This window comes from Pseudomonas sp. DTU_2021_1001937_2_SI_NGA_ILE_001 (genome assembly GCF_032463525.1).
Classification (GTDB): domain Bacteria; phylum Pseudomonadota; class Gammaproteobacteria; order Pseudomonadales; family Pseudomonadaceae; genus Aquipseudomonas.
The window spans coordinates 5502668-5528253 of the sequence record NZ_CP135971.1; the positions used below are offsets into that span (position 1 = coordinate 5502668).

General features: G+C 64.9%; 24 protein-coding genes. 21 read left to right on the forward strand and 3 right to left on the reverse strand.

Annotation, left to right across the window (positions count from 1 at the left end; genetic code table 11):
- The first annotated feature begins 58 nt into the window (after positions 1–58).
- From RRX38_RS24280 to RRX38_RS24375, 20 genes are all read left to right on the forward strand, one after another.
- Entirely contained in the window at positions 59–952 is an 894-nt protein-coding gene (locus RRX38_RS24280) for an NAD(+) kinase (RefSeq protein WP_315960978.1), read from the forward strand.
- Positions 952–1923: a metallophosphoesterase gene (locus tag RRX38_RS24285; RefSeq protein ID WP_295470006.1), complete on the forward strand. Its 972-nt coding sequence runs from the start codon at positions 952–954 to the stop codon at positions 1921–1923. The genes RRX38_RS24280 and RRX38_RS24285 overlap by 1 nt, the downstream gene beginning before the upstream one ends.
- Positions 1920–2789, forward strand: coding sequence for a rhomboid family intramembrane serine protease (locus RRX38_RS24290; protein ID WP_315960979.1), 870 nt, complete (start codon positions 1920–1922; stop codon positions 2787–2789). The genes RRX38_RS24285 and RRX38_RS24290 overlap by 4 nt, the downstream gene beginning before the upstream one ends.
- Positions 2790–2818: 29 nt before the next feature.
- A complete protein-coding gene (locus tag RRX38_RS24295) occupies positions 2819–3079 on the forward strand; it encodes a YeaC family protein (RefSeq protein ID WP_295470002.1) in 261 nt (86 codons plus the stop codon).
- On the forward strand, positions 3076–3909 hold the full coding sequence (locus tag RRX38_RS24300) for a DUF2797 domain-containing protein (protein ID WP_295469999.1): 834 nt from the start codon (positions 3076–3078) through the stop codon (positions 3907–3909). The genes RRX38_RS24295 and RRX38_RS24300 overlap by 4 nt, the downstream gene beginning before the upstream one ends.
- A 52-nt stretch (positions 3910–3961) precedes the next feature.
- On the forward strand, positions 3962–6619 hold the full coding sequence (gene pepN / locus RRX38_RS24305; RefSeq protein WP_315960980.1) for an aminopeptidase N: 2658 nt from the start codon (positions 3962–3964) through the stop codon (positions 6617–6619).
- A gap of 194 nt (positions 6620–6813) precedes the next feature.
- Entirely contained in the window at positions 6814–7467 is a 654-nt protein-coding gene (locus tag RRX38_RS24310) for a YjfI family protein (RefSeq protein ID WP_295469995.1), read from the forward strand.
- 26 nt (positions 7468–7493) lie between these two features.
- Positions 7494–8195 carry a PspA/IM30 family protein gene (locus tag RRX38_RS24315; RefSeq protein ID WP_315960981.1) on the forward strand — a complete coding sequence of 234 codons (702 nt, stop codon included), beginning with the start codon at positions 7494–7496 and terminating at the stop codon, positions 8193–8195.
- 63 nt (positions 8196–8258) lie between these two features.
- Positions 8259–8804, forward strand: a complete 546-nt coding sequence (locus RRX38_RS24320; protein WP_295469990.1) for a rhomboid family intramembrane serine protease — start codon at positions 8259–8261, stop codon at positions 8802–8804.
- A gap of 40 nt (positions 8805–8844) precedes the next feature.
- Positions 8845–9498, forward strand: coding sequence for a DUF2491 family protein (locus tag RRX38_RS24325; protein ID WP_295469988.1), 654 nt, complete (start codon positions 8845–8847; stop codon positions 9496–9498).
- Positions 9499–9514: 16 nt separating this feature from the next.
- Positions 9515–9940, forward strand: a complete 426-nt coding sequence (locus RRX38_RS24330) for a DUF350 domain-containing protein (RefSeq protein ID WP_295469985.1) — start codon at positions 9515–9517, stop codon at positions 9938–9940.
- 10 nt (positions 9941–9950) lie between these two features.
- Entirely contained in the window at positions 9951–10670 is a 720-nt protein-coding gene (locus RRX38_RS24335; RefSeq protein ID WP_295469982.1) for a DUF1190 domain-containing protein, read from the forward strand.
- A gap of 20 nt (positions 10671–10690) precedes the next feature.
- Entirely contained in the window at positions 10691–11848 is a 1158-nt protein-coding gene (locus RRX38_RS24340) for a glutathionylspermidine synthase family protein (protein WP_295469980.1), read from the forward strand.
- Positions 11849–12003: 155 nt separating this feature from the next.
- Positions 12004–13029, forward strand: coding sequence for a WD40/YVTN/BNR-like repeat-containing protein (locus tag RRX38_RS24345; RefSeq protein WP_410524853.1), 1026 nt, complete (start codon positions 12004–12006; stop codon positions 13027–13029).
- 17 nt (positions 13030–13046) lie between these two features.
- Entirely contained in the window at positions 13047–15434 is a 2388-nt protein-coding gene (locus tag RRX38_RS24350) for an RND family transporter (protein WP_315960982.1), read from the forward strand.
- A 76-nt stretch (positions 15435–15510) separates the two neighbouring features.
- Positions 15511–15789, forward strand: coding sequence for a DUF5629 family protein (locus RRX38_RS24355; protein WP_295469973.1), 279 nt, complete (start codon positions 15511–15513; stop codon positions 15787–15789).
- Between the two features lie 234 nt (positions 15790–16023).
- Entirely contained in the window at positions 16024–16569 is a 546-nt protein-coding gene (locus RRX38_RS24360) for a hypothetical protein (protein ID WP_295469969.1), read from the forward strand.
- A gap of 74 nt (positions 16570–16643) precedes the next feature.
- Positions 16644–17819 carry a lactonase family protein gene (locus RRX38_RS24365; protein ID WP_295469967.1) on the forward strand — a complete coding sequence of 392 codons (1176 nt, stop codon included), beginning with the start codon at positions 16644–16646 and terminating at the stop codon, positions 17817–17819.
- 154 nt (positions 17820–17973) lie between these two features.
- Entirely contained in the window at positions 17974–18162 is a 189-nt protein-coding gene (locus tag RRX38_RS24370; protein WP_295469964.1) for a hypothetical protein, read from the forward strand.
- 292 nt (positions 18163–18454) lie between these two features.
- Complete coding sequence (locus RRX38_RS24375; protein ID WP_315960983.1) at positions 18455–18634, forward strand: hypothetical protein; 180 nt, start codon at positions 18455–18457, stop codon at positions 18632–18634.
- A gap of 7 nt (positions 18635–18641) precedes the next feature.
- On the opposite strand, the gene RRX38_RS24380 is transcribed toward RRX38_RS24375, so the two are convergent.
- The gene (locus RRX38_RS24380; RefSeq protein ID WP_315960984.1) at positions 18642–19124 is read right to left on the reverse strand and encodes an Lrp/AsnC family transcriptional regulator; all 483 of its coding nucleotides are present in this window, start codon (positions 19122–19124) and stop codon (positions 18642–18644) included.
- A gap of 168 nt (positions 19125–19292) precedes the next feature.
- On the opposite strand from RRX38_RS24380, the gene RRX38_RS24385 reads away from it, so the two are divergent.
- Positions 19293–20330, forward strand: a complete 1038-nt coding sequence (locus tag RRX38_RS24385; RefSeq protein WP_295469956.1) for a zinc-dependent alcohol dehydrogenase family protein — start codon at positions 19293–19295, stop codon at positions 20328–20330.
- A 351-nt stretch (positions 20331–20681) separates the two neighbouring features.
- Here RRX38_RS24385 and RRX38_RS24390 read toward each other — a convergent pair whose 3' ends face one another.
- Both RRX38_RS24390 and RRX38_RS24395 read right to left on the reverse strand, forming a co-directional pair.
- Positions 20682–24326, reverse strand: coding sequence for an AAA family ATPase (locus RRX38_RS24390; RefSeq protein WP_315960985.1), 3645 nt, complete (start codon positions 24324–24326; stop codon positions 20682–20684).
- Entirely contained in the window at positions 24323–25558 is a 1236-nt protein-coding gene (locus RRX38_RS24395) for an exonuclease SbcCD subunit D C-terminal domain-containing protein (protein ID WP_315960986.1), read from the reverse strand. The genes RRX38_RS24390 and RRX38_RS24395 overlap by 4 nt, the downstream gene beginning before the upstream one ends.
- Between the last annotated feature and the right edge of the window lie 28 nt (positions 25559–25586).

A 25586-nucleotide genomic window follows, 5' to 3' on the forward strand; every position in this document is an offset into this window, starting at 1 on the left:
CCGGGCGTTTCGCCATAATCCCCGGCATTACGCCGTTTCTACATTCAGCAGGAGCCTCATGGAGCACTTTCGCAATATCGGCATCATCGGCCGCCTGGGCAGTGCCCAGGTGCTGGAGACGGTGCGCCGGCTCAAGAGATTCCTGCTCGACCGGCATCTGCACGTACTACTCGAAGAAACCATCGCCGAGGTCCTGCCGGGTCATGGCCTGCAGACCTCTTCGCGCAAGATGCTCGGCGAGGTGTGCGACCTGGTCATCGTGGTCGGCGGTGACGGCAGCCTGCTGGGCGCGGCCCGCGCGCTGGCGCGGCACAACGTGCCGGTGCTGGGCATCAACCGGGGCAACCTGGGCTTTCTCACCGACATCCGCCCCGACGAACTGGAGACCAAGGTCGCCGAGGTGCTCGACGGTCATTACCTGGTGGAGAACCGCTTCCTGCTGCAGGCCGAAGTGCGCCGGCATGGCGAAGGCATCGGCCAGGGCGATGCGCTGAACGACGTGGTCCTGCACCCTGGCAAGTCGACGCGGATGATCGAGTTCGAGATCTACATCGACGGCCAGTTCGTCTGCAGCCAGAAGGCCGACGGCCTGATCGTCGCCACCCCCACCGGTTCCACCGCCTATGCGCTGTCGGCCGGCGGGCCGATCATGCACCCCAAGCTCGACGCCATCGTCATCGTGCCGATGTACCCGCATACCCTTTCGGGACGGCCGATCGTGGTGGATGGCAACAGTGAACTGAAGATCGTCGTGGCCAAGGACATGACCATCTACCCGCAAGTCTCCTGCGACGGGCAGAACCATTTCTCCTGTGCGCCGGGCGACACCATCACGGTGAAGAAGAAGCCGCAGAAACTGCGGCTGCTCCACCCGCTGGATCACAACTACTACGAAGTGTGCCGGACCAAGCTCGGCTGGGGCAGCCGCCTTGGTGGGCGAGGAGACGACTGATGGTCGATCCTGCGCGTAGCTTTGATCTTATCGGTGACGTGCATGGGTGTGCCCAGACCCTCGAACTGCTTCTGGAGCGGCTGGGCTATCGCCGTGAAGGCGGTGTATGGCGCCACCCCCGGCGTATGGCGTTGTTTCTCGGTGACATCGTCGACCGCGGCCCGCGTATCCGCGAGGCGCTGCACATCGTGCGCGACATGGTCCAGGCCGGACAGGCCCTGTGCATCATGGGCAACCACGAATTCAACGCGCTGGGCTGGGTCACCCCGGCGGCGCCGGAAAGTGGCCAGCGCTTCGTGCGCGAGCACACCCCGCGCCATGAAAAACTCATCGGCGAGACCCTGGCGCAGTTCGAGCGCTATCCCGATGAGTGGCGCGCCTTCCTCGACTGGTTCTACGAGCTGCCGCTGTTCATCGATGCCGGGCGCTTCCGTGCGGTGCACGCCTGCTGGGACCCCAACCTCATCGAGCCGCTGCGCGGCCTGCACGGCAGCGGCCTGATCGACCAGCATTTCATCCAGGCCTCGGCGGTGCCTGGCAGTTTCGCCAGCAACGTGTTCAACCGCCTGCTGCGCGGCACCGACATGCGTCTGCCACACGGCATGACCTTTACCGGTGGTGACGGCCTGACCCGTGAGTTCTTCCGCACCAAGTTCTGGGAAGACGACCCGCAGACCTACGGCGATGTGGTGTTCCAGCCCGACGCGCTGCCTGAAGGCGTGGCCAAGACGCCGTTGTCCACTTCCGACAAGAACGCCCTGCTGCGCTACGGCAGCGAAGAGCCGCTGCTGTTCGTCGGTCATTACTGGCGCAGCGGTACCCCGGCGCCGATCCGTCCCAACCTGGCCTGCCTGGACTACAGCGCGGTGCTGTATGGCAAATTGGTCGCCTACCGATTGGACCAGGAAACCGTGCTCGACCCTGGCAAGTTCGTCTGGGTCGACGTGCAGCGTCCGGAGCTGAAGCCATGAACCCGGTTGCCGTGCTACGCCTGCCGCTGTCCACCGACCTGAACGGCTTCGTCAGCCTGCTGCGGCGCCTGAACGTTCCGCACCGGGTCACCGAGGAGTCCGGCCAGCAGGTACTCTGGGTTCCGGATCACGCACAGTTGGCCGATGAGGTCCGCGAGCTTTACGAGCGGTTTCCCGCCGGCGATGACCAGTATCAGCCGCCCCAGTCGTTGGCACCGGCCGTGCAGCGCCCGAGTTTCGTCCAGCAACTGCGCCAGTCGCCGTTCACGGTGCTGGTGCTGCTGCTCACGCTGGTGGTGGCCGGGCGGACCCTGCTGGGCGAGAACCTGGAAGCGGTGCGCTGGTTCACCTTCCTGGATTTCCATATCTACGGCGACTACGCCAGCTTCGTGCCCCTGGCCGACAGCCTGGCAGCAGGGCAGTGGTGGCGCCTGGTATCGCCGATGCTGATCCATTTCGGCATCCTGCACCTGGCGATGAACAGCCTTTGGTACTGGGAGCTGGGCCGGCGTATCGAGCGGCGCCAGGGCGGGCTGATGCTGGTGCTGCTGACCCTGGTGTTCGCCGCCGTGTCCAACTACGTGCAATACCGCTTCAGCGGGCCGACGCTGTTTGGCGGGCTGTCTGGCGTGCTCTACGGCCTGCTGGGCCATTGCTGGCTGTACCAGTGGCTGGCGCCCAACCCGGTCTACCACCTGCCACGCGGGGTGCTGGTGATGATGCTGGTCTGGTTGCTGGTGTGCCTCTCCGGGGTGGTCAGCCTGCTGGGCTTTGGCGAGATCGCCAACGGTGCGCACGTCGGCGGGTTGATCATCGGTTGTGTCACGGGTCTGGTCGGGGGTGTCATGGCCCGCCGGACCGCTTAGAATTTGCGGCTGTCTTTTTGGAGTACGCCATGTCCTCGTTTATGGAAATGATCGAAAACATCACCCCTGACATCTACGAGAGCCTCAAGCTGGCCGTGGAAATCGGCAAGTGGTCCGATGGCCGCAAGCTGACCCAGGAGCAGCGCGAACTGTCGATGCAGGCGCTGATCGCCTGGGAAGTGCGCAACCTGCCCGAAGAGCAGCGCACTGGCTACATGGGGCCGCAGGAATGCGCGTCGAAGTCGGCACCGATCCCCAACATCCTGTTCAAGTCGGACGCCATCCATTGATCGAATTGGGCCGAGGTTCCGTCAACAAGATGGCGGCGCGTCAGTCGGACGCGCCACATGTGCAATACGCGTTTCGCCTGGGCGACGCGGAAATTCCGGTCAACCCGCTGATCGGCCAGAGCCTGCGCCTGGAGTACCTGGGCGCCATTCACTGCAGCCACTGCGGGCGCAAGACCAAGACCAGCTACAGCCAGGGCTATTGCTACCCTTGCATGCAGAAGCTGGCGCAGTGCGATATCTGCATCATGAGCCCGGAGAAGTGCCATCACCACGAAGGCACCTGCCGCGAGCCGGCCTGGGGCGAGCAGTTCTGCATGACCGACCACATCGTCTACCTGGCCAATTCGTCCGGGGTCAAGGTCGGTATCACCCGCGCCACCCAACTGCCGACCCGCTGGCTGGACCAGGGCGCCAGCCAGGCGCTGCCGATCCTGCGCGTCGCCACCCGCCAGCAATCGGGCTTCGTCGAAGACCTGCTGCGCAGCCAGGTCGCTGACCGTACCAACTGGCGTGAACTGCTCAAGGGCGAGGCGCTGCCGGTGGACCTGGTGGCCATTCGTGAGCAGCTGTTCGCCCAGTGCGCCGATGGCCTGGCGGCGCTGCAGGCACGTTTCGGCCTGCAGGCCATCCAGCTGCTCAGCGATGCCGAGCCGCTGACGTTCAGTTATCCGGTCGAGGCCTACCCGACCAAGATCGTCAGTTTCAACCTGGACAAGAACCCGGTGGTGGAAGGTACGCTGCTGGGTATCAAGGGCCAGTACCTGATCTTCGACACCGGCGTCATCAATATCCGCAAGTACACCGCCTACCAGATGGCCGTGCTTCAGTAGTCTTGCCGCGTGCCGCCGGTGGGTGGCACGCCGAACCTCACAAGGATTCCGTATGCGCACTGAACAACCGCAAGCGATCTACCTCAAGGACTATCAGGCGCCCGAGTATCTCATCGACGAGACGCACCTGACCTTCGAGCTTTTCGAGGATCACACCCTGGTGCATGCGCAACTGGTGATGCGCCGCAACCCGGAGCGTGGTGCGGGCCTGCCGCCGCTGGTGCTCGATGGCCAGCAGCTGGAACTGCTGGCACTGCAACTCGACGACCGTGAACTGCAGCCTGGCGATTACCAGCTGAGCGACAGCCACCTGACTCTGCAACCGGCCGGTGAGCGCTTCACCCTCGACAGCACGGTGCGCATCCACCCCGAGACCAACACCGCGCTGGAAGGCCTGTACAAGTCCGGCGGCATGTTCTGCACCCAATGCGAGGCCGAGGGCTTTCGCAAGATCACCTATTACCTCGACCGCCCGGACGTGATGAGCAGCTTCACCACCACGGTCAGCGGCGACAAGCAGAAGTACCCGATCCTGCTCTCCAACGGCAACCCGGTGGCCAGCGGCGAAGAGGGCGATGGTCGGCACTGGGCGACCTGGGAAGACCCGTTCCGCAAGCCCGCCTACCTGTTCGCTCTGGTGGCCGGCGACCTGTGGTGCGTCGAAGACAGCTTCACCACCCGCAGCCAGCGCGAAGTGACCCTGCGTATCTATGTCGAGCCGGAAAACATCGACAAGTGCCAGCACGCCATGGACAGCCTGAAGAAGTCGATGCGCTGGGACGAAGAGACCTATGGCCGCGAGTACGACCTGGACATCTTCATGATCGTCGCGGTCAACGACTTCAACATGGGTGCCATGGAGAACAAGGGCCTCAACATCTTCAACTCCAGCGCCGTGCTGGCCCGCGCCGAAACCGCTACCGACGCCGCGCACCAGCGTGTCGAGGCGATCGTCGCCCACGAATACTTCCACAACTGGTCGGGCAACCGTGTCACCTGCCGCGACTGGTTCCAGCTGTCGCTCAAGGAAGGCTTCACCGTGTTCCGCGACGCCGGGTTCTCGGCCGACATGAACTCGGCCACGGTCAAGCGCATCCAGGACGTGGCCTACCTGCGCACCCACCAGTTCGCCGAAGACGCCGGCCCCATGGCCCACCCGGTGCGTCCGGACAGCTTCATCGAGATTTCCAACTTCTACACCCTGACCGTCTACGAGAAGGGCTCGGAAGTGGTCGGCATGCTGCACACCCTGCTGGGCGCGGAAGGCTTTCGCCAGGGCAGCGACCTGTACTTCGAGCGTCACGACGGCCAGGCGGTGACCTGCGACGACTTCGTCAAGGCCATGGAAGACGCCAACGGTGTCGACCTGACCCAGTTCAAGCGCTGGTACAGCCAGGCCGGCACGCCGCGCCTGGACGTCAGCGAGGCCTATGACAGCGCCGCGCAGACCTACAGCCTGACCTTCCGCCAGAGCTGCCCGGCGACCCCGGACAAGCAGGAGAAGCTGCCCTTCGTAATTCCGGTAGCCCTCGGCCTGCTGGACGCGCAAGGGCAGGAACTGCCGCTGCGTCTGCTGGGCGAAGCGGCCGCTCAGGGCGGCAGCCGGGTGATTGCGGTCACCGAGGCCGAGCAGACCTTCACCTTCGTCGACGTGCCTGCCAAGCCGTTGCCATCGCTGCTGCGCGGCTTTTCGGCACCCGTGAGGCTGAGCTTCCCCTACGACCGCGACCAGCTGATGTTCCTCATGCAGCACGACAGCGACGGTTTCAACCGTTGGGAAGCCGGCCAGCAGCTGGCGGTGCAGGTGCTCCAGGAGCTGATCGGCCAGCATCAGGCCGGCCAGCCGCTGGTGCTCGACCCACGGCTACCCACCGCACTCGGCACGGTGCTGGGTGACGAGAGCCTGGACCCGGCCATGGTCGCGGAAATGCTCTCGCTGCCCGGCGAGGCCTACCTGACCGAGATCAGCGAAGTCGCCGACGTGGATGCCATCCACGCGGCCCGCGAGTTCGCTCGCCAGCAGATCGCTGCCGCCCTGTTCGACGCCCTGTGGGCGCGTTACCAGGCCAACCGCGAAGTGTCGCGCAACACGCCATACGTGGCCGAAGCCGCGCATTTCGCCCGCCGTGCCCTGCAGAACATCGCCCTGTCGTACCTGATGCTCAGCGAGAAGCCACAAGTGCTGGCCGCGGCCATCGAGCAGTTCGATGCCGCCGACAACATGACCGAGCGCCTTACCGCCCTGGCGGTGCTGGTCAATTCGCCGTTCGAGCAGGAGCGTGCCCAGGCCCTGGCGGTGTTCGCCGAGCACTTCAAGGACAACCCGCTGGTCATGGACCAGTGGTTCAGCGTGCAGGCCGGCAGCCCGCTGCCCGGCGGCCTGGCGCGGGTACGCGAGCTGATGCAGCACCCGGCGTTCAACATCAAGAACCCCAACAAGGTACGCGCGCTGATCGGCGCCTTTGCCGGGCAGAACCTGGTCAACTTCCATGCCGCCGACGGCTCGGGTTACCGCTTCCTGGCCGACATCGTCATCCAGCTGAACGGCTTCAACCCGCAGATCGCCTCGCGTCAGCTGGCACCGCTGACGCGCTGGCGCAAGTATGACAGCGCCCGCCAGGCGCTGATGAAGGCTGAGCTGGAGCGCATTCGCAGCTCCGGCGAGCTGTCCCCCGATGTGTATGAGGTGGTCAGCAAGAGCCTGGCGTGACCGCCTTGGGTCATGCTGAACCTCAAGGGCGCTTCCCGTTACGGGCAGCGCCCTTTTTCATGGGGCGTCGACCCCTGGCTGGTCATGTTGTGATGCAATCAGCAAAAAATCTCACATGTGATGACTATCGCGCCTGGGAAGCTTCTGTTAGCGTTCGCCATCACTGTGTCAACGAATTCAGGGAGCAGTGCCTCATGCCTCGCCAGAACGGCAGCGACAACGCAGCTGGCTCGGGCCGGAGCCTGAAAAGCTCGACCGACTACATGCGCGAGATGCGCCAGCGTCTCAAGGACGCCGGCCTGGTCAAGCGCGAGTTCTGGATCCGGCCCGAGAACGTCGATGCCCTGCGTGGCATCGAGAAAGCCCTGCGCCAGCCCTACCTCGGTAAACGAATCAAACTGGAGGATTTCATGACCGAGAACACCCAATGGACCATCCATTCGCTGCACAAGGCCCTGGCCGGGCTTGACCTGGTGATCCAGGGTCAGATCGAGCTGGCCCTGACCGAAGGTACCGAGACCGGCATTCGCCTGATCCTCACCGAGTACGGTGATCTGCCGGTGTATCTGGCGGTGGAGGGCGAGCAGATCCTCGCCGATACCACCCTGATCGAAACCCGCCGCGTCAAGGACCCGGCTGCGTTCAACGACCTGGTGCTGCGCAGTCGCGACCTGTTCCCGCTGTCCTCGGTGGGCATCGAGCGCCTGGCCGATGGCCAGGAGGTCTACTGCCTGTTCGGCGCGTTGAGCGCCGCGTCGAGCCTGACCGTGATCGTCCAGGAGATCCTCACCCTGGCCGACAACGTGATCCACGCCGCCGAAGCCTTCGAAGACCATTTCACCGCCTGAACACCGCCATAGGCAGGAGAGCATTCATGACCACAAGCATCTGGAAGAAACTGGTCACCGCCGTGCGCGGTGGTGCCTCGGAAGTCGGTGAAGCCATCGCCGATGCCAACGCCCTGCGCATTCTCGACCAGGAAATCCGCGACGCCGAGAACGCCCTGGCCAAGGCCCGCGAAGGGCTGATCGGCATCAAGGCCAAGCACAAGCTGTCGGCCCAGCGTCTCGAAGAGCACGCCACCAACATCGCCAACTGGGAAGGTCGCGCTCTGCAGGCGCTGAACAAGGGCGAAGAGGGCCTGGCCGTCGAATGCGCGGCGAAGATCGCCGAGATCGAAGCCCAGCGTGACCAGGAAAAGACCCTGGCCGACCAGTTCGGCCAGCAGGCTGAACTGCTGCAAGAGCAGGTGATCAAGTCCGAAGCACGCATCCGTGGCCTCAAGCAGCAGGTGGAAATGGCCAAGGCACGGGAAACCGTACAGCGTGCCCGGGTCGCCACCGCCAATGCCACTGGCGGTGCCAATGGTGCAGTGGAAACCGCCGTCGGCTCACTGGCGCGCCTCAAGCAGCGCCAGGACGAGCGCGATGCCAAGCTCGAAGCGGCCGAAGAACTGGCCAGCCAGGCCAACGGCGGTGACCTGGAGCGACGTCTGCAGGAAGCCGGTATCGGCGCCCGCAGTGGCGGTGCCGACGACGTACTGGCCCGCCTCAAGGCCCGCCAGACCCCGCAGTAACTCCCAGCGCTGCCCCCGGCTTCCCGGGGGGCAGCGGCATGCCATTTCGTTAAGGACGACCCCTTGGCACTCTCCACCCGACTGCGTGTCATCCTCGGCCTGGCCCTGCTCATGCTGGCGGTACAGCTGTATAACGCCGCCAGTGGCTACAGCCTGGTCGGGCACGGTATCCTGCCGCGCCACCTGTGGGGATTGCAGGGCATCGTCTTCGCGCCTTTCCTGCATGGTTCCATGGCTCATCTGCTGAGCAACCTGGTGCCGTTCCTGGTGCTCAGCTGGCTGGTGGCCACTGAAGGCGTCGGTCGCTACCTGAGGGTCGTGCTGCTGGTCTGTCTGGTCGGTGGCGGGCTGGTCTGGCTGGTGGGCCGCAGCAGCCTGCATGTGGGGGCCAGCGGCCTGATCTTCGGCTTGTGGACCTACCTGCTGGCCCGCGCCTGGTACCAGCGCAGCCTGGCCAGCCTGGGCCTGGCACTGATCGCCCTGGTGGCCTACAGCGGGATGCTGGCCGGTTTCGTGCCGGTGCCCGGTGTATCGTTCGAATCGCATATCGCCGGTGCGTTCGCCGGCATCCTCGCGGCCCGCTGGCTGCACGCGGGGCAGGGCACATGAAGCGCCGAGTGGCGGGCGCGCGGTTTCAAGGAGAAACGCTATGAGTTGGTTCAAGCGGGTCATGGGCCTCGAAGCCCCGGCCCCCAAGGGTGCGCTCAGCGCCAACGGCAGCCCGCTGGGGCTGCGCAATGGCGGCATGCTGTGCCTGGATTCGTCGTTGAAGCTGCTGCTCGACGGCCATTCCTATGTGGTATTGCCGGGCGACGAGAAGATCTGGGCCACCGGCCGGATCGACCTCGGCCAGGCCATGACCCTGTGGCGCTTCTACCTGGATGACGAAGACTACTTCCTGCAGGTGGTCAGCAACGGCCCGCAGCCTGAAGATGTCCAGGACATCATTCTCTTCGGCTACTACAGCGCCACGCCCATCAACAGCCGTGACGAACTGCTGCGCCTGACCGGGCCGGACTCGCCGATCGGCCTGCCCACCTACGAACATGAAGGCGAAGTGTTCGAACGCCAATGGGGTAGCGAAGCCGGGCAGACCGAACTCACGCCCATGCTCGAACAGGTTGCCAGCCCCGACAGCCGCTACCAGGTCAAGCACCTGAGCATGCTCTATGCCCGTGAAACCGGTCTGATCGGCCGCCGTGAGTTCCTGCTGTTTTCGCTGGAAGAAGACGAGGAGGGGAACCTCACCCTGACCACGGCGGTCGGTGTGACGCTCGCTTCCACCGATATCACCGTTCTCTAAAGACAAGGAAATCTTCATGATCGATGCGTTGCGCATGTCGCTCGATGCCCAGGCGGTCTTCGGCTTCATCCTCTACATTCTGGTGGCTGCGGCACTGTTCGCGCTTTTCCAGTTCATCTACACCCGCATCACACCGCACAAGGAGTTCGCGCTGATCCGCGACAACAACCCGGCCGCTGCGCTGGCCCTGGGTGGTTCGCTGATCGGTTTCGCCTTGCCCGCCAGCAACGTCATCGCCTACAGCATCAATATCCTCGACGTCATCGTCTGGGCGCTGATCGCCGCTGTGGTGCAACTGCTGGCCTTCGGTGTTACCAGCCTGGTGCTCAGGGGCCTTTCGGCGCGCATCGCCAAGGGCGAGATGGCGGCAGCCATCTATGCCGCCAGCGTGGCGATCAGCGTGGGCCTGCTCAACGCGGCCTGCATGACCCCCGCGAACTGAGGGCGCCGCCATGAGACGCAGCCCCACTCAACTGGTACTGGTCGGCACCCTGCCACTGGCCCTCACTGCCTGCGGAGGCTCGGACGACGAGCCGAACTTCAGCGCACAGACTACCTTCGCCTCGGTGCAGGAGTGCGCCAACGCCAAGGTGCCGGTGGATTTCTGTTCCGAGGCCTACATGAAGGCCCTGGCCGAACACCTGCGCATTGCGCCGACCTATGACGACCAGGCGTCCTGCGAGGCCGACTTCGTTCCCGACTACTGCCAGGCCACCTCCGACGGCAAGTACATGCCCAAGGTGGGCGGCTTCCAGCTGTCGTTCGAAGGCAACGTGCCCAAGGACGTGCTGCAGCAGACCAACCAGCAACTGGTGCAGTCCAACCCCGGCGCCAGCAGCAACTTCCTTACCGGCCTGCTGATCGGCAACCTGCTGAGCAATGGCTTTGGCAGCCGCTACGCGACGCAGCCGGTGTACATGAACCGCGATGACCGTGGCGGTTACTACAGTTCGACGCTGTACAGCCAGATCGACCGCGGCAAGACCTACAGCCGCTCGACCCAGGCGCGCTACAGCCCCGACAAGACCTACAGCAAGACCACCCTGGCACGCAGCCTGGGCGCCGGCTCCTCGGTTTCGTCCACGGTTTCGCGTGGCGGTTTCGGCAGCCAGGCCACCGCGCGCAGTGGCTGGGGTGGCAAGAGCAGCAGCCGCTCCAGCTTCGGCGGCTGAGACTCGGCAAGGACGGGGTCATGAAACGGATCAGCATCGCAGAACGCCCGGACTGGCGGACCACCGCCGAGCGCGAAGGCTTCGACTTTCACACCATCGAGGGTGAACGCTACTGGGACGAACGGCATTACTACCTGTTCAGCGAGGCGCAGGTGACCCGCGACCTCGAAGCCCCCACCCGCGAGCTGCACCAGCTGTGCCTGGACGCCGTGGCGCGGGTCGTGGAAAGCGAAGCGCTGTTGCACCAGTTGGCGATTCCGCCGGCGTACTTCGACCTGATCCGCGACTCCTGGCGGCGCCGCGAGCCGCACCTGTATGCGCGCTTCGACTTTGCCTACCACGGCGATGGACCGGCGAAGATGTACGAGATCAACGCCGACACCCCCACCAGCCTTATGGAGGCGGCGGCTTTCCAGCTGGTGTGGCTGGACGAACAGATCGCCCGTGGCGAGCTGCCGGCTGCGGCCAGCCAGTTCAATGCCATTGCCACCGACCTGGTCGCGGCTTTCGAGGCGTTTCGCGGCCCGGCGCCTTTCTATTTCTCGGCCATGTCCGGTTCGGCCGAAGACCGCGGCACCACCGAGTTCCTGCGACGCATGGCCGGGCACGCGGGGATCGCCACCCGGCATATCGACATCGAGGACATCGGACTGGACGCGGCGGGGCGCTTCGTCGACTTGCAGGGTCGCCCCATCGAGCGCTTGTTCAAGCTGCATGCCTGGGAGCACATCTTCCACGAGCCATTCGGCCAGCATGTGGCGGCCAGCGGCACGCAGTTCGTAGAGCCGGCCTGGAAAGCGATTCTCAGCAACAAGGGCATCCTGCCGCTGCTCTGGCAGTTCAACGAGGGCCACCCGAACCTGCTGCCAGCGTTTGTCGACGACCGTCCCGGGGCCGCAGTGCCCAAGGGGTGGGTGCGCAAACCGTACTTTTCCCGCGAAGGGGCGAACATCGAGATTCGTACGCCAGGTGACGAGACCATCGCTGAAGACGGCCCCTACACCGATGCGCCGTACATCCTGCAGGCGTATTCGCCATTACCGCGCTTTGGCGACAGCTATACGCTGGTCGGCGCCTGGGTGATCGGCGACCAGGCCTCGGGCATCGGCATTCGCGAAGATGACAGCCTGATCACCAAGGACAGCAGCCGCTTCCTGCCCCATGTGGTGATCGACTGAGCGGCCCGCATGGCAGGGGGCGACCGGTCGCTTAACAAAACATAACGTCGCGTCGATTGTCAGGCGTCGGCGTTGCCTTCTAGGATGAACCGGCTTCCACAAAGCGTCGCGCGGCCCCCGGGTGTGCGCTGCATAACAAGAACAGGGAGAGTTTCATGCACGAGCCCACCGCCCGGTGCCTGCGCCGCACCGCGCTCTGGCTGGCCACGCTGCTGGTCATGCCGTTCAGCGTTTCCCTCCATGCCGCCAGCGACACGGTCCAGGCCGATGTATATGCCATCGAGTCGAACAGAGCTGCCACGACCCTGTTGCTCGACGTGGCCCACGCCGGGCCGCGCGTGGTGGCCGTGGGCGATCATGGCCACATTCTCTATTCCGATGACCAGGGCCAGAGCTGGCAGCAGGCGCGGGTGCCCAGCCGCCAGCTGCTGACGGCGGTGTATTTCGTCGATGAACGACATGGCTGGGCCGTCGGCCACGATGCACAGATCCTTGCCAGCAGCGACGGCGGGCAGACCTGGAGCAAGCAGTTCGAGGACCAGCAGCGCGAGGCGCCGTTGCTCGACGTGTGGTTCCAGGACCCGAACACCGGCTTCGCGGTAGGTGCCTACGGCGCATTGCTGGCAACGCTGGACGGCGGGCGGCATTGGGACGATGTGAGTGCGCGCCTGGACAACGAGGACCAGTTCCACCTCAATGCCATCGCAGCGATTCCCGAGGCCGGGCTGTTCATCGTCGGCGAGGCGGGTGGCATGTACCGCTCCCGCGACCTGGGGCAGAGCTGGGAAAAGCTCGACAGCCCTTACCACGGTTCGTTGTTCGGGGTGATCGCCACCGGCCAGCCGCAGACCCTGCTGGTGTTCGGCCTGCGCGGCAACCTGCTGCGCTCCAGCGACTTCGGTGACAGCTGGGAGGCGGTGCAGGCGCAGGATGAGCGCGGCGCGCTGCAGGCTACCCTGGCCGGTGCCGGGCGGCTCGACGACGGTTCGCTGGTGCTGGTGGGCAACGCCGGCACCGTCTTGCGTAGCACGGACGCCGGGCAGAATTTCACCGTGTTCAATCGCCCGGACCACATCGCCCTGGCCGGGGTTACCGGCAATGCCAGGGGTGAACTGATTCTGGTCGGCCAGGGCGGCGTGCGCCTCGGCTCTTCAGACGGCGCGGCGCTCGAGCAGCGATAAGCACAAGGACCCCAGGCATGAACGATCTCCAGCACCCGCGTACCGATGAGCGCGCCACCTTCCTTGAGCGGCTGATCTTCGACAACCGCCCCACGGTGATCATCCTCTGTCTGCTGACCAGCCTGTTGCTGGCCTGGCAGGCTCTGCAGGTCAGGCCGTCGACCAGTTTCGAGAAGATGATCCCGCTCGGCCACCCCTACATCCAGAACATGCTGGCCCACCGCAACGACCTGGCCAACCTGGGCAATACCGTGCGTATCGCGGTGCAGGCGCGCGATGGCGATATCTTTTCGGCGTCCTACATGGAAACCCTGCGCGAGATCCATGACGAAGCCTTCTATATTCCGGGCGTCGACCGTTCGGGCCTGAAGTCGCTGTGGAGCCCCAGCGTACGCTGGACCGAGGTCACCGAAGAGGGCTTCGCCGGCGGCGAGGTGATACCCAAGAGCTACGACGGCTCACGCGACAGCCTCGATCAACTGCGCAACAACGTGCTCAAGTCCGGACAGGTCGGGCGTCTGGTGGCCAATGACTTCAAGTCGAGCATCGTCGAGTTCCCGTTGCTGGAAGCCTACCCGGACCCGAACGACCAGAGCGTGCTGCTCAACCTGGACTACCAGGGCTTCTCCCATCAACTCGAAGAGAAGATCCGCGACAAGTACCAGCTGAAGAATCCGCAGGTCAGTATCCACATCGTCGGCTTCGCCAAGAAGGTCGGTGACCTGATCGACGGGCTGTTCATGGTCGTGGCGTTCTTCGCCGTCGCCTTTCTCATCACCCTGGTGCTGCTGGTGTGGTTCACCCGCTGCCTGCGCAGCACGGTGGCGGTACTCAGTACCACCTTGATCGCGGTGATCTGGCAACTGGGCCTGATGCACCTGGCCGGGTTCGGTATCGACCCCTATTCGATGCTGGTGCCGTTCCTGATTTTCGCCATCGGCATTTCCCACGGGGTGCAGAAGATCAACGGCATCGCCCTGCAGTCCGGCGAGGCCGACGGCCCCCTCACTGCCGCACGGCGCACCTTCCGGCAGCTGTTCCTGCCGGGCATGATCGCGATCCTTGCCGATGCGGTGGGCTTCATCACCCTGCTGATCATCGACATCGGGGTGATTCGCGAGCTGGCCATCGGCGCTTCCATTGGTGTGGCGGTGATCGTCTTCACCAACCTGATCCTGCTGCCTGTGGCGATTTCCTACGTGGGGATCAGCAAACGTGCGGTGGTGCGCAGCAAGCAGGATGCGGTGTCGGAGCATCCGTTCTGGCGCTTGCTGGCCAACTTCGCCAGCCCCCGCGTGGCGCCGGTATCCATCGTCCTGGCACTGCTGGCCTTCGGTGGCGGGCTCTGGTACAGCCAGAACCTGAAGATCGGCGATCTCGACCAGGGTGCGCCTGAACTGCGTCCGGACTCGCGTTACAACCAGGACAACGCGTTCATCATCCAGCACTACGCGACCAGCTCCGACGTGCTGGTGGTCATGGTCAAGACCCCGAGCGAAGGCTGCTCGGCCTATTCGACCCTGTCGACCATGGGCGAACTGGCCTGGAAAATGGACAACACCCCTGGCGTGCAGTCGACCATCTCGATGGTCAATGTCTCGCGCCAGGTGATCAAGGGCATGAACGAGGGCAGCCTCAAGTGGGAGACGCTGTCGCGCAACAAAGACGTGCTCAACAGCTCCATCGCTCGCGCCGAGGGCCTGTACAACGCTGACTGCTCGGTGGCGCCGCTGCTGATTTTCCTCAACGACCACAAGGCCGAGACCCTGGAACGCGCCGTGGCGGCGGTCAAGGCGTTCGCCGCCGAGCATGACGGCCCGCAGTTGCAGTTCCTCCTGGCGGCGGGCAACGCCGGGATCGAAGCCGCCACCAACGAGGTGATCAGGGAGTCCGAGCTGCTGATTCTGGTACTGGTCTATCTCTGCGTGGCCGGCATGTGCCTGATCACCTTCCGCTCCTGGGCAGCGACCTTGTGCATCGTCCTGCCGCTGGTGCTCACCTCGGTGCTGGGCAATGCGCTGATGGCCCTACTGGGCATCGGCGTGAAAGTCGCCACGCTGCCGGTGATCGCCTTGGGGGTGGGCATCGGCGTCGACTACGGCATCTATATCTACAGCCGCCTGGAGAGCTTTCTGCGCGCGGGCCTGCCGTTGCAGGAGGCCTACTACGAGACGCTCAAGTCCACCGGCAAGGCGGTGCTGTTCACCGGCCTGTGCCTGGCCATCGGGGTGTGTACCTGGATCTTCTCGGCCATCAAGTTCCAGGCCGACATGGGCCTGATGCTGACCTTCATGCTGCTGTGGAACATGTTCGGCGCGCTGTGGCTATTGCCCGCCCTGGCGCGTTTTCTGATCAAGCCGCAGAAGCTGGCCGGGCAGGTGGGACACTCGCTGTTCTCCCACTGAAACGCGATGGGGCAGGGCGCGGTAGCGCGCTTTGCCCTATCATGGGCGCTTTCTCCAACAGGCCTGTGATTTACCCATGACCACTTCTACCTTTCTGCACGCCCTGCAAACCACCACCATGCTTGAAATCGACGGGCTGCACGCCTGGGAGTTCAGCCTGGACAACGGGCTGCAGGTCGAATGCATGGACGGCCGGGCGCGCAAGGTCTGGGCCTTCACCCCGGCCCAGGTCGAAGCGGCCAGTTTCGATGAGTCACTGCAAAGCTGGGTGATCAGCGACGGCCAGGCCGACCATCGCGTGGTGTGCCTGGACGCCTTCAGCCCCGACGATGACGAGGAAACCGACCTGGATTGATCCAGGTCAGTTCCCACGTCTGCCTGCGCCCTTAGACTCCGGGGGCGTGCCAGTCGTCCCGTCAGGGGCGAGCGGCATCGGGATGGTAGGGTGCCCGCTCGCCGTGGCGGGCACTACACACGGATGTGCTTGCCTTTTCTTGCTCCCCCGCTGGAGCAACGACCTTCATTCCGCCGGCTGCTGCCGGTATCCGCTCCATGGAAGCGAGCGAAGCACATTCAGGGAGATTGTCTTATGCCTGTTCAAGGCGCGTTGAGCCGTGCGCGGCTGTTGTCGACTTTTCTCGGGGCTCTGCTGCTGGTGGCCGGGCTGGTGACCTTGCTGGCCGGCGTGCAGCTGGCCGAGCTGGGTGGCACCTGGTATTTCACCCTGTCAGGGCTGGGGCTCGCCGCCTGCGGGATATTGCTGATGGCGGCCCTGCGCTGTGCGCTGTGGCTGTTCAGCCTGTGCCTGGCCTGCGCCACGGTCTGGGCCTTGTGGGAGGTAGGGCTGGACCCCATGCAGCTGCCGCCGCGCCTGCTGGTCTGGTTCCTGGCCGGGCTGCTGCTGTTGCTGCCGGTCTTGCGCCGCGGCCTGCGGCCGGTCCGTCGGTCGTTTTCCCTGGCGCATCTGGTGGTGGCGCTGCTGCTGGCGGGGATCTGCCTGGATCCGCTGGCCCAGGTGCGTCTTTCCCGGGAATACGACAGGCCCTGGTATGGCGTGCTGCTGCCACCGGTGCTGAGTGTGGTGCTGGCGATGGACGATGCCCTGGGCCGCGTTGCGCGCCTGGCCGAGGGTTGAGCTGAACCTTTGCCGGTTGCTCGCTGTCCGCATGCTCAACGGCTTGCAACGCCCCTATAAAAAGGAAGACCGCCATGTTCCGGCCCCTGCTGTCTTGTCTGGCGATGGCCAGTATGTTCGGTGTGATGAACGTACAGGCCAGACAGGAATCGGACTTCGACCTGCTGGTCGGCACCTATACCCAGGGTGCCAGCCAAGGCTTCTACCGTCTTGGCTTCGATAGCCAGACCGGGCTGATCGACAGCCAGCCGCGCCAGGTGGTGCAAGCGGGCAACCCTTCCTGGCTGGCGCTTTCCCGAGAAGGCGGCTACCTGTTCGTGGCCAACGAGAACGGTCCCGGCCAGGCTGACGAGCGCGGCAAGGTCAGCAGCTACACTGTGGATGGGTCAAGCCATCAAGTGACGGCGATCAATCAGGTGGCCAGCCAGGGTGATGAGCCGACCCATGCCAATCTGACGCTCGACCAGCGTTTCCTGCTGGTGGCCAACTATGCGGTACAACCCAGGCCCGGTGGCTCCCTCGCGGTGTTTCCCGTGGACAGCAGCGGACGCCTGGGTGACGCCGTGCAGGTGCTTGGTCCGAACCCGCCGAGCAAAGTGAATGCCGAGCGGCAGGCTTCGTCCCATGTGCATGCCGTGGTGCCGGCACCGGAAGGTGACTACGTGGTGGCGGCTGACCTGGGGGCCGATCGCCTGTTCGTCTACCGTTATGACCCCAGCCTTGCCCAGCCGTTGCGGCGCGCCGCACACCCGCAGGTGCGCCTGCCGCCTGGCAGTGGTCCACGGCATCTGTTGTTCAGTGAAGATGGCCGGCATGCCTGGCTGACCCTGGAAATGTCGGCACAGGTGGCGGTGTTCGATTATCAGAACGGTCAGTTCCGCCAGACCCAGCTGGTCGACCTCAAGGGTTCCGACAAGCGTCAGGCAGTCGGTGCCAGCGGCTTGCATGCTTCCGCTGATGGGCGCTTCCTGTATGTCGCCAACCGTGGGGATGCCAATCAGTTGCTGGTATTCGGCATCGACCCGGCCAGTGGTCACCTGAAGGAAATCCAGCGACGCTCGGTCGAGGGACGTGAACCGCGAGAATTCAGCATCGACCCCAGCGGTCGCTTTCTGCTGGTTGCCAATCAGAAGAGCAACCAGATTGTCACCCTGCGCCGCGACCCGCAGACCGGGATGCTGGGCGACATCGTCCAGGCGCTGGACATCGACTCGCCTTCGGCACTGGTGTTTCTCCCTGCTGCCCGCTGAGCCGGTCGCGGCTCGAAGCGGGCGGGGCGCCATTATCAATCTCGCTGATACACGCTAGTGGCCTAAAGGATTTTTGCCAGGCACGCCCCGGGAGTAAGTTTGATCCATGGCCAACGAGGCCCTGAACCCAGACCGAATTCCAAGGAGCACCACCATGAACTTCAATGTCTTTTCGCTGATCGCCGCTTCAGCCATCTCCGCGACCGTCGCCCTGCCTGCCAGTGCCAGTTCCGAAGTGGCGGAAAACAAGCTGCATGCCACCCAGAGCCAGAGCTACACCCCGCAGTACCTGCAACAGAGCGCCAAGTTCTACGCCGCCCTGGACCATAAAAGCGTTGAGTAAGGCGAGACCCTGAGGCTTTCGCGAGTCAGTTTGCCCACCCCTGACTGACGACCCCTGCCCATGGCGCGGCAGACCCCGCAGATCCGGTCGCAAGCCTGCTCGCGAAAGTCTCTTCGTTGAACGATCCCCGCCCACTTCACGGTTGGCGGGGATTTTTTTCGTCTTGCACGGGGTCGGAATCTTATCGACCGTGGCATCGAATTCATTGATGACCGCTATATGCAACGATGTTTTTTCATCTAAAGGGTTTTCAATGATGCTAGGGTCATCAAATCCCCGAGGAGCCAGACCTATGGCCACCGCCATACTTCATTCGATCAGGCAGGGCGCCTATATCGCCATCGCTCTGTATGTCGTGTTCATCGCCGTCATTACCCTGACCAGCGCCTACCCGCAGCTCACCGACAGCCAGGCACCGGCCGTGGTGCACGATGCGGGCAGCGCTCAGCCGGTGGCGCAGCACACCTCCTGAGGCGCACTTACAGGCTGACCAGCTCGCTCACCGGCAGGCGGTTGTCAGTCTTCAGTTCGCGCAGCGACAGGTTGGAGCGGATGCTCGACACCCCCGGCAGCGTGCGCAGCACCTTCTCGACGAAACGGCTGTAGCTGTCCAGGTCCCGGGCCACCACCTGCAGCAGGTAGTCCGCCTCACCGGTGGTGTTGTGGCAGCTGAGCACCTGTGGCGCGGCCTGGATGATGCGCTCGAATTGCGCGGTGACCTCTTCACTGTGCTCATGGCAGGAAATCTGTACGAAGGCCATCACCCCCAGACCCAGCTTGCGGCGGTTGAGGATGGCCTGGTAGCCCTCGATGAGGCCGCGCTCCTCCAGGCGTTTCTGGCGTCGCCAGCAGGAGGCCTCGCTGAGCGCGACCTGTTCGGCCAGGCGGGTGTTGGAAAGCCTGCCATCGCGCTGAAGGCGTTCGGCGATTGCAATATCCACTCTGTCCAGATCGCTGTCCATGAAAGGGGCCTGCACTGAAAGGGAAAAGAGTGAAAGGTAATTTCACCATTCGCCCAGCGTCAATCGCATTCTGAAAAGTAATTTCAGGCGCTTGCGGCATACTTTTGCCAGCGCCCCGACCGCCTTTGGCGAGGGACCAATGCCTGCAGATCTTCAGAGGTGATACCCATGAAAGCGGTCGTCTACGAAGCCTTTTCCCAACCGCCCCGGATCATGACCGTGGACGATCCGACTCCCGAGCGCCATGGCGTGGTGGTCCAAGTCAAGGGCACCGGCGTCTGTCGCAGCGACTGGCATGGCTGGAAAGGCCACGACCCGGACATCCAGCTGCCTCACGTGCCGGGCCATGAGCTGGCCGGTGTGGTGGCGGCGGTGGGCAAGGACGTCACGCGCTGGAAGGTCGGCGACCGGGTCACCGTGCCCTTCGTCGGTGGTTGCGGCGCTTGCCCGGAATGCCACAGCGGCAACCAGCAGGTCTGCTACAGCCAGTTCCAGCCTGGCTTCACTCACTGGGGGTCGTTCGCCGAATACGTGGGCATCCATCAGGCCGACCTCAATCTGGTAGCGCTGCCCGAGCACATGGACTTCGCCACGGCCGCCAGCCTGGGTTGCCGTTTCGTCACCTCGTTCCGCGCCGTGGTCGACCAGGGCAAGGTCAGCGCCGGGCAATGGGTGGCGGTCCATGGTTGCGGTGGCGTGGGCTTGTCGGCGGTGATGATCGCCCAGGCCCTGGGCGCCAATGTGGTCGCCATCGATATCGCCGACGACAAGCTCGACCTGGCGCGTGCCCTTGGCGCGGTGGCGACGGTGAATGCCAGCCAGGTGGCGGACGTCTGCGAAGCGGTGCGTGAAATCACCCAGGGCGGGGCGCATGTCTCGCTGGATGCCCTGGGGCATCCGAGCACCTGCTTCAACTCCATCGCCAACCTGCGTCGCCGCGGCAAGCACGTACAGGTGGGGCTGATGCTGGCCGACCACAGCACTCCGGCAATCCCGATGAGCCGGGTCATCGCTTATGAGCTGGAGATCCTGGGCAGCCACGGTATGCAGGCGCACCGCTACGACGCCATGCTGGCGATGATCGCCTCCGGCAAGTTGGCGCCGGAGAAACTGGTGGGCAAGACCATCAGCCTGGAGGCGTCCATCGAGGCGCTGATGAACATGGATCGGTTCGAGACGGCAGGGGTGACCGTCGTCACTCTCTAGCACTGCCCCCGGTGCGAGCGGTTTCAGCCGTGCACCAGGGCCAACCCGATTGGCGGCTCAGGCCGGTCCCACCCACCGGGTGGGATCGGCCTCTGTCGTTAACCTGGGTCAGCCCGATTCCCGGCTGAATCCAGTCTCACCAGGTCGTTGAGGGCGAGCGGAGCTGAAGGGACCGCGAACCGCACCCCGGCTGAAGCCCAATACGGGTCAGTCAGGCCGGGTAGGAGCGGCTTCAGCCGCGAAGCGACCGTATGTTCACAATAGATGCAGTGAATTTCCTGGCGCTTTCGCGAGCAAGCTCGCCCCCACAAGGCCGCAAGGCGCTTAATCGAACAGCGCTCCGCCCCGCGTTCAGGACCCCACTTCAAGCTGGCTCAGGCCGTTGCCCTGGCGCTTCACGCGGATCTGCACGGCGATGCGTTCGTGCATTTCCTGCACATGGGAGATCACCCCGACCTTTCGGCCCTGCGCCTGCAGGCCGTCGAGGGCATCCATGGCCAGTTGCAGGGATTCGGGGTCCAGGCTGCCGAAGCCTTCGTCGATGAACAGCGACTCGATGCGCAGGGTGCTCGAGGCCATGGAGGCCAAGCCCAGGGCCAGCGCCAGGGACACCAGGAAGGTTTCGCCGCCGGACAGCGAATGCACCGAGCGCAGCTCGTCGCCCATCTCGGTGTCCATCACCAGCAGGCCCAGCAGGCTGCCACCCCGCTTGAGCCGATAACGGCGTACCAGTTGGCGCAGCTGTGCATTGGCATGCAGCACCAGCAGGTCGAGGTTGTAGGCTTGGGCGATCTTGCGGAAGCGGTCGCCTTCGGCGGAGCCGATCAGCTCGGCCAGCCGGCCCCAGCGCTGACGCTCGGCGCTGGCCTGCTCGATGCGGGCCTGCAGCTCGGCGCTGGCGGCCTGACGGCGCTGGTCTTCACTGACCTGGGCGCGCAGGTCGGCGCACTGCTGGTCCAGCGCCGCGCATCGCTCGTGTACCTGTTGCATGGCCTGCTCCAGCGCCGTGGCATCGGGCAGGTCGGGATGCCGGGCATGCTGCTGAGCCAGGCGTTGTTCGCGCTCCTGCAGCAGCACGCGGCTTTGCTCCAGAGCCTTGTCGCTGGCCTGCAAGCGCTGGCGCAGGTCTTCGAGGTGGGCGTCGTCGAATTCCAGCAGGCGCTGCAGCGTCGTGTCGTCCAGCTCCGTGTGCTGGGCGCGCCAGGCGTTCAACTGTTCGCTGAGCCCGGCCTGCTCCTCCTGCAGAGCCTGGTGCTGCTGTTCACTGGCCTTGAGTTCGGCGGCCAGCTGGATGGCTCGCGCCTGGTGTTCCTGCAGGGCCTGGGCGGCTTGTGCCTGTGCACTGCGAGCCCGCTCCACGGCCTGTTCGAGGGCTTGCTGCCAGTGCTCGGCGCTGGCCTGCTGGCCGAGCAGGGCGCTGAGCGCCGAGCGCGTGGCCTGCTGCTGCTCGTCCAGCTGCTTTACCTGCTGCTGCAACTGGGTATGGCGTTGTGTGAGGCTGTCCTGGGCCTGCTGCTGTTTTTCGAGGGCCTTCTGCCGTTGCTCTCGCTCCTGCTCTTCATCGCGCTGCTGCTCCAGCAGGGCCTGGCGCTCGGCAACCTGCTGCTGCAGGCGCATCACCGTGGCCGAGGTGTCGTCATGCAGCGCCTGCAGGGTCTCGGCGGGCAGTAACGGTGCCAGTGCTCCCAGCGCTTCGTCGAGGCGCGTGCGGTCAGCGCCGAGCTGACGCTGCTGGTCGTCCAGCAGCTGCCGGGCCTGCTGGCTGGCCTGCTCGGCTTCCTGGCGCTGGCGTTGCAGGCTGGCGGCATGGCGTTGCAGATCGAGCAGGGCCTGCTGGCGTTGTTCATCCTTGGCGACGGTCTGTTCCAACTGCTGGTGCTGGCGCTCCAGCCAGTCCGCGCGCTGTTCGGCGCCGATCTGCAGCAGCGTATTGGCCTGTGCATGCTGGTGCAGGCTGTCGTCCAGCGCCTGCAGCTGGCCTTGCACCTGCTCCTGCTGGCCCAGCAGGTCCTTCATGCGCGCGGTCAATACCCCGTACTGCTCACGCAGCTGGCTGCGGCGCTCCTTGAAGCGCTCTACGGTCTGTTCGGCCTGGGCCAGTTCGTTGTCGTCGAACTCCGCCAGGCCCTGCAGCAGGGCTTCGGGCTGATGCCAGGGGTGTTCGACGCTGCCACACACCGGGCAGGGCTGGTCGTCCTGCAGCTGGTTGCGCAGGGTTTCCACGCTGGCACTGCGCGCCAGGCGCTGGCGCTCCAGCAGCTCGCGGGTGACGCTGAAAGCCTGTTCGGCCTGCTTGAGCTGTTCATTCAGCGCGCTTCCGGCGCTGGCCAGCTGCTCACGCTCCTCTGCCGCGCTACGCAACTGCTCGCCCAGGCTCTGGTGCTGCCGCTGCAGATCCTGATGGTTGCTCCACAGCCGCTTGAGGTCCTCGATCACACGGCACTGGCGGCGGTTGTCCTGCAGCAGTTCGCCGAGCAATTGCAACTGTTCGGGCACTGCCTCGACTTCGCAGTCGGCTTCGCGGTACAGCAACTGCAGGGCTTCACTGCGTTCGGTCAGGCGTTCGGCAGCGCGATGAGCGGCCTGCTCCAGGGCAGGCAGTTCCTGCTGGCCATGGCGCCAGCGGTTGGCGGCCTGAATCAGCGACTGGAAACGGTCCTCCCAGGCACTCCAGCCCTGGACCAGGGCCGCCAGCGAGACGCTGAGCTGCAGGCGTTCGGCGACCGTGGTCAGGCGCTGGTCGGCCTGCTGCTGGCGCTCCTGCAGGTCTTCAAGGCCCTGCCGGGCCTCGTGGATTTGCTGCTCGCTCTGCTGGCATGTCGCCTGGAGGTCTTGCAGGGCCTTGGCCTGGTGCCTCAGGGTGTTCTGCAGCTCGAACGCCTGCTGCAGCGGCCCGCGTGCCTCCCCAGCCTGTTGCTGAGCGGCAAGCAGAGCGGCCTGGGCAGCGTCGCTGTCGGCCTGCAGGCGTTGACGCAGTTCGTCCATGTGCTGTTGTTCAGCACGTTGCTGAGCGATCGAACGGGCCAGCGGCGACAGCTGCGTGGTCAGCGTCGCCTGGCGGGCGAAGCGATGCCGCTGCGGCCCGAGGCGCTCGAGCTGTTCCAGGGTCTGGCGCTCGCCAGCCAGTTGCTGGCCGTACTGCTCGGCGCTGTGCAGGTGTTCGCGCGCGGCCTGGGCTTCATCTTCCAGGCGGCTTTGCTCCAGGAGCGCTTGCTGCTGCTGTTCCAGCGTCTTCAATTGGGCGTGCTGGCTTTTCAGCTGCGCCTGGGCCTGGGTCAGTTGCTGGTCCAGTTCGGTGCGCGCCTCGGCGGCCAGGGGGGCGATGCCGGTGGCCTGCAGGGTCAGCTCTTCGAGGGCCTTGCGGGCCTCGTTGGCCTTGAGAAAGGCACGCTTGCCCAACTGGCTGTAGATCGCCGTGTTGGTGAGCTTTTCCAGCAGTTCGCTGCGCTCCTTGTCGTCGGCCTTGAGGAAGGCGCTGAACTCGCTCTGCGCCAGCATCACGGCGCGGGTGAACTGTTCGAAGTTCAGGCCCAGGCGCTGCTCGATCAGTTGCTCGAATTCACGCTTGCTCTGGTTGCTCAGCAGCTGTTCGCTGTCCAGGTCGGTGAGGATCTGCCGGCTGGCCTGCAGCTTCTTGCTGGCGTTGTCGCGGGCCCGGTTGGTTTCCCAGCGGGCTCGATAACGGCGCTGGTCGATGCCGACGAAGTCCACCTCGGCGTAGCCGCTGCCAGTGCCACGACGCAGCAGCGTGCGCGGGTCGCTGGTGGTGATCTCGCCGTCGACGTCCGGCACCTTGGACTGACCGACCCGGCTGAGCCGTGGCACGGCCCCGAACAGTGCCAGGCACAGGGCGTCGAGCAGGGTGCTTTTGCCCGCGCCGGTGGGGCCGGTGATGGCGAACAGCCCGGCGCTGGCCAGCGGCTCGGCGGTGAAGTCCACTTCGAAGGGACCGGCCAGCGAGGCCAGGTTCTTGAGGCGAATGGCGAGGATCTTCATGCCTGCTCCTCCTGCACTTCCCGCAGCAGCGTGGCGAAGTCGTCCAGGGTCTGGGTGTCGACCTCGTTGCCGTAGTTGTCCAGCCAGGCGCGACGGAACAGTTCCTGAGGCGTCAGTTGTTCGAGGGCGATCAGCTCAGCGTCGCTGCCTTCCGGGGCGCCTGCCTGGCCGGCGTACTCGGCGGCGATGCGCACCAGGCGTACCGCCTTGCCCTGCAGCGCCGCCTCGATGCGGCTGCGCAGGTCCGGCTGCGGCTGGTCGAGGAGCACCCGCGCCTCCAGCCAGGGCTGACGTTCCGGTTCGTCGAGCAGGTCGACGTTCGGCAGGGCCTGCAACTGCTCCAGCAAGGCGTCGAGGGGCGCCGGGCCCAGGCGCTGCAAGGGCACGGCACGGGGGATCAGCAGCGGTTCGACGCTGACCAGTCGCTCCCCGTCGCAGGTGATTTCCAGAATCTGGTGCTTGTAGCCGATTTCCGAGAATGACAGCGGAATCGGCGAGCCGCTGTAGCGGATCCGCGTTTCGCCGTTGACCTGCTGCGGCTTGTGCAGGTGCCCGAGGGCCACGTAGGTGATCTGTTCGCCGAACAGGCTGGCTGGCAGGGCTTCGGCGTTGCCGATGATCAGGCTGCGCTCGGAGTCTTCGGAGACGCTGCCGCCGGCCATGTGCGCGTGGCTGATGGCGATCAGCGCCTGACCCGCATCGCGTCTGGCTTGCGCGGCCTCGATCAGTTGCCGGTGCACCTGGGCAATGCCCTGCAGGTAGTCGTCGCCCAATTGGGCGCCGGTGACTTCCGCCGGGCGCAGGAACGGCAGGGCCAAGCACCAGGCGCGTACCTCGCCGCTGGCGTCGGGCAGCGGTACCAGCAGACGCTCGGTGTCCAGCGTGCCGTCATCCAGCCACAGCACCCGGCCCAGGGCGTGGGTGCGCAGGCGGCGCATCAGCGGGGCGGGCAGCTCGATGCGTGAGCCGGAGTCGTGGTTGCCAGCGATCATCACAATGGTCAGCGCTGGCTGTTGTTCGTGCGCGTCGACGATGAACTCGTAGAGCCGCTCCTGGGCTTTTACCGGCGGGTTGACCGTGTCGAAGATGTCGCCGGCGATCAGCAGTACATCGGGGCGTCGCTCGGCCAGGCGGGCCAGCAGCCAGGCCAGGAAGGCCTGATGCTCGAAGTCGCGTTCCTGGCCATGCAGGTGCTGGCCCAGGTGCCAGTCGGAGGTGTGGAACAAACGCATGGCATTACCTTGTCGATCATACGGAGCG

Bases quoted from the DNA above. Each gene is read 5' to 3' on its own strand.
- RRX38_RS24280 (WP_315960978.1), top strand. From the start codon at position 59: ATGGAGCACTTTCGCAATATCGGCATCATCGGCCGCCTGGGCAGTGCC.
- RRX38_RS24285 (WP_295470006.1), top strand. From the start codon at position 952: ATGGTCGATCCTGCGCGTAGCTTTGATCTTATCGGTGACGTGCATGGG.
- RRX38_RS24290 (WP_315960979.1), top strand. From the start codon at position 1,920: ATGAACCCGGTTGCCGTGCTACGCCTGCCGCTGTCCACCGACCTGAAC.
- RRX38_RS24295 (WP_295470002.1), top strand. From the start codon at position 2,819: ATGTCCTCGTTTATGGAAATGATCGAAAACATCACCCCTGACATCTAC.
- pepN (WP_315960980.1), top strand. From the start codon at position 3,962: ATGCGCACTGAACAACCGCAAGCGATCTACCTCAAGGACTATCAGGCG.
- RRX38_RS24310 (WP_295469995.1), top strand. From the start codon at position 6,814: ATGCCTCGCCAGAACGGCAGCGACAACGCAGCTGGCTCGGGCCGGAGC.
- RRX38_RS24315 (WP_315960981.1), top strand. From the start codon at position 7,494: ATGACCACAAGCATCTGGAAGAAACTGGTCACCGCCGTGCGCGGTGGT.
- RRX38_RS24325 (WP_295469988.1), top strand. From the start codon at position 8,845: ATGAGTTGGTTCAAGCGGGTCATGGGCCTCGAAGCCCCGGCCCCCAAG.
- RRX38_RS24330 (WP_295469985.1), top strand. From the start codon at position 9,515: ATGATCGATGCGTTGCGCATGTCGCTCGATGCCCAGGCGGTCTTCGGC.
- RRX38_RS24335 (WP_295469982.1), top strand. From the start codon at position 9,951: ATGAGACGCAGCCCCACTCAACTGGTACTGGTCGGCACCCTGCCACTG.
- RRX38_RS24340 (WP_295469980.1), top strand. From the start codon at position 10,691: ATGAAACGGATCAGCATCGCAGAACGCCCGGACTGGCGGACCACCGCC.
- RRX38_RS24345 (WP_410524853.1), top strand. From the start codon at position 12,004: ATGCACGAGCCCACCGCCCGGTGCCTGCGCCGCACCGCGCTCTGGCTG.
- RRX38_RS24350 (WP_315960982.1), top strand. From the start codon at position 13,047: ATGAACGATCTCCAGCACCCGCGTACCGATGAGCGCGCCACCTTCCTT.
- RRX38_RS24355 (WP_295469973.1), top strand. From the start codon at position 15,511: ATGACCACTTCTACCTTTCTGCACGCCCTGCAAACCACCACCATGCTT.
- RRX38_RS24360 (WP_295469969.1), top strand. From the start codon at position 16,024: ATGCCTGTTCAAGGCGCGTTGAGCCGTGCGCGGCTGTTGTCGACTTTT.
- RRX38_RS24365 (WP_295469967.1), top strand. From the start codon at position 16,644: ATGTTCCGGCCCCTGCTGTCTTGTCTGGCGATGGCCAGTATGTTCGGT.
- RRX38_RS24370 (WP_295469964.1), top strand. From the start codon at position 17,974: ATGAACTTCAATGTCTTTTCGCTGATCGCCGCTTCAGCCATCTCCGCG.
- RRX38_RS24375 (WP_315960983.1), top strand. From the start codon at position 18,455: ATGGCCACCGCCATACTTCATTCGATCAGGCAGGGCGCCTATATCGCC.
- RRX38_RS24380 (WP_315960984.1), bottom strand. From the start codon at position 19,124: ATGGACAGCGATCTGGACAGAGTGGATATTGCAATCGCCGAACGCCTT.
- RRX38_RS24385 (WP_295469956.1), top strand. From the start codon at position 19,293: ATGAAAGCGGTCGTCTACGAAGCCTTTTCCCAACCGCCCCGGATCATG.
- RRX38_RS24390 (WP_315960985.1), bottom strand. From the start codon at position 24,326: ATGAAGATCCTCGCCATTCGCCTCAAGAACCTGGCCTCGCTGGCCGGT.
- RRX38_RS24395 (WP_315960986.1), bottom strand. From the start codon at position 25,558: ATGCGTTTGTTCCACACCTCCGACTGGCACCTGGGCCAGCACCTGCAT.